General features: G+C 70.8%; 2 protein-coding genes. Both read left to right on the top strand.

Annotated features, from left to right (window positions below; all coding sequences use genetic code 11):
• A partial coding sequence (locus B1A78_RS21580; RefSeq protein ID WP_077148883.1) for a DUF1800 family protein occupies nt 1–1310 on the top strand: 1310 nt, incomplete at its 5' end.
• 3 nt (nt 1311–1313) lie between these two features.
• A partial coding sequence (locus tag B1A78_RS21575) for a DUF1501 domain-containing protein (protein ID WP_077148882.1) occupies nt 1314–2174 on the top strand: 861 nt, incomplete at its 3' end.

Below are 2174 nucleotides of genomic sequence, written 5' to 3'. Positions count from 1 at the left end.
GCGCGTTCGACCCCGCCCCGGCGGCGATCGCCGCGCTTCCCGGCCCGGACGAAATCGCCGAAACCAATATCCGTTTTCGCGAACTCGGCGACGCGATGAGCCCCGAAGAGGCTGCGATGGGTCGCAAGATGGAATCGGCACCGCGCCGCGAGGTGCGCGAGGCGATCCGCGACTTTTATACCGATGCCGCCGCCGCGCGCTTCGCGGTGGCAACCGCGTCGACGACCCCCTTCGCCGAACGGCTCGTCCATTTCTGGGCCAATCATTTCGCGGTCTCGACCGAGAAGCAGTTCGTGTCGGGGCTTGCCGGCGACCATGAGTTTCGCGCGATCCGCCCGCATGTCATGAGCCGCTTTTCGGACCTGCTGATCGCCGCGGTCCGCCACCCCGCGATGCTGCTCTACCTCGACCAGATGCTCAGTGTCGGACCCGACAGCCCCTTTGCCATACGCTCGCGCCGGCCGCGCCGTGCGCCGGGACTCAACGAAAATCTCGCGCGCGAAATCCTCGAGCTCCACACGCTCGGGGTGCGCAGCGGCTATACGCAGGCCGACGTCACCGCCTTTGCTCGCGCGCTCACCGGCCGTTCGGTCGCCGGACTCGGTCGCGGCGCGCTGCGCCAGTTGATCCCCGCCGGCGCGCAGCCTGGCGAGACGGTCTATATCGCCGAGTGGCACCAGCCCGGCGAACAGACGATCCTCGGCAAACGCTATCCCGACACTGGCGAAAAACAGGCCGAGGCGGTGCTGCGCGACCTCGCCGTCCACCCCGCGACCGCGCGCCATATCGCCACAAAGCTCGCGCGCCATTTCACCGCCGACGACCCGCCCAAAGCCCTTGTTGATCGCCTCGCCGCCGATTTCCTGCGCAGCGGCGGCGACCTGCCCTCGCTCTATCGCACCCTGATTGCCTCGCCCGAACCCTGGCAGGGCGGCCCGTCGATGTTCAAGTCGCCGTGGGACTGGGCGGTGTCGATGGCGCGGGCGCTGCCCGTGTCGATGCTCGGCGCGCGCCAGAATGTGGCGGGGCTGCTCGGCCAGCTCGGGCAACAGGTCTGGCGCCCCGAATCGCCCGCGGGCTATGGCGACACGGTCGCGACCTGGGCGGGGTCGGGGGCGCTGATGCAGCGCGTCGAACTGGCGAGCCGCATCGCTCTGCGCATCGGCGACCGCGCCGATGCACGCACCCTCGCGCCCTCGGCGCTCGGCGACGCGCTCGCCCCCGACATCGCAGAGGCCATCGCTCGCGCCGACAGCCCTGCGCAGGGCCTGACCCTGCTCTTCGCTAGCCCGACTTTTTTGCGGAGATAGACGATGATCCTGACCCGCCGCACCATCCTTGGCGCCGGAATCGGCGCCGCAATGCTTCCCGCCATGGCCTTTGCCGCCGCGCCGACCGACCGCCGCCTGCTCTTCGTGATCCAGCGCGGCGCCGCCGACGGGCTCGCCATCGCCGCGCCGACCGGCGACCCCGCCTTTGCCGCGCTGCGCGGCGCGCTGGTCGAGGAGGCGATGAGCGGCGCCAAGCTCGACAGCCTGTTCACGCTGCACCCCGCACTCGAAGGCGCCGGCGCGCTGTTCGCCGCACGCGAGGCGCGCGTCGCGCACGCGGTCGCGACCAGCTATCGCGACCGCTCGCATTTCGACGGCCAGAATATGCTCGAGGGCGGCGGCACACGCCCCTATGGCCGCGCCGACGGCTGGATGAACCGGATGCTGTCGTTGCTGCCCGAGGGCGGGCGCAGCGCGCTCGCGGTGGCACCGTCGCTCCCGCTCGCGCTGCGCGGCGCGCTCCCCGTCGCAACCTATGTCCCGAGCCGTCTGCCGCAAGCCGATGCCGACCTGATCGCGCGGCTGTCGGCGCTCTACGAGAATGACGCGCTGCTGCATCCCCTGTGGGAAAGCGCGGTCCGCACGCAGGAGCTGGCGGGCGACATCGGCGGCAATAACGGACGCAACGGCGCCGACCTCGGCAAGCTCGCCGCGTCGCTGATGTTGCCCGCCGACGGCGCGCGGGTGATGATGGTCGAAACCGGCAGCTGGGACACGCACAGCAGCCAGCACGGCCGTATCGCCGGGCTGCTGCGCGGGCTCGACCAGCTCGTCGGCGCATTGAAGGCAGGGCTCGGGCCGGCGTGGCAGGACACGCTCGTCATCGTCGCGACCGAATTCGGT

Origin of the sequence: Sphingopyxis sp. KK2 (assembly GCF_001990265.1) — a bacterium.
Taxonomy (GTDB): domain Bacteria; phylum Pseudomonadota; class Alphaproteobacteria; order Sphingomonadales; family Sphingomonadaceae; genus Sphingopyxis.
Note: the sequence above shows the minus strand (reverse complement) of the source record. Positions and strands in the feature narration are given on the sequence as shown.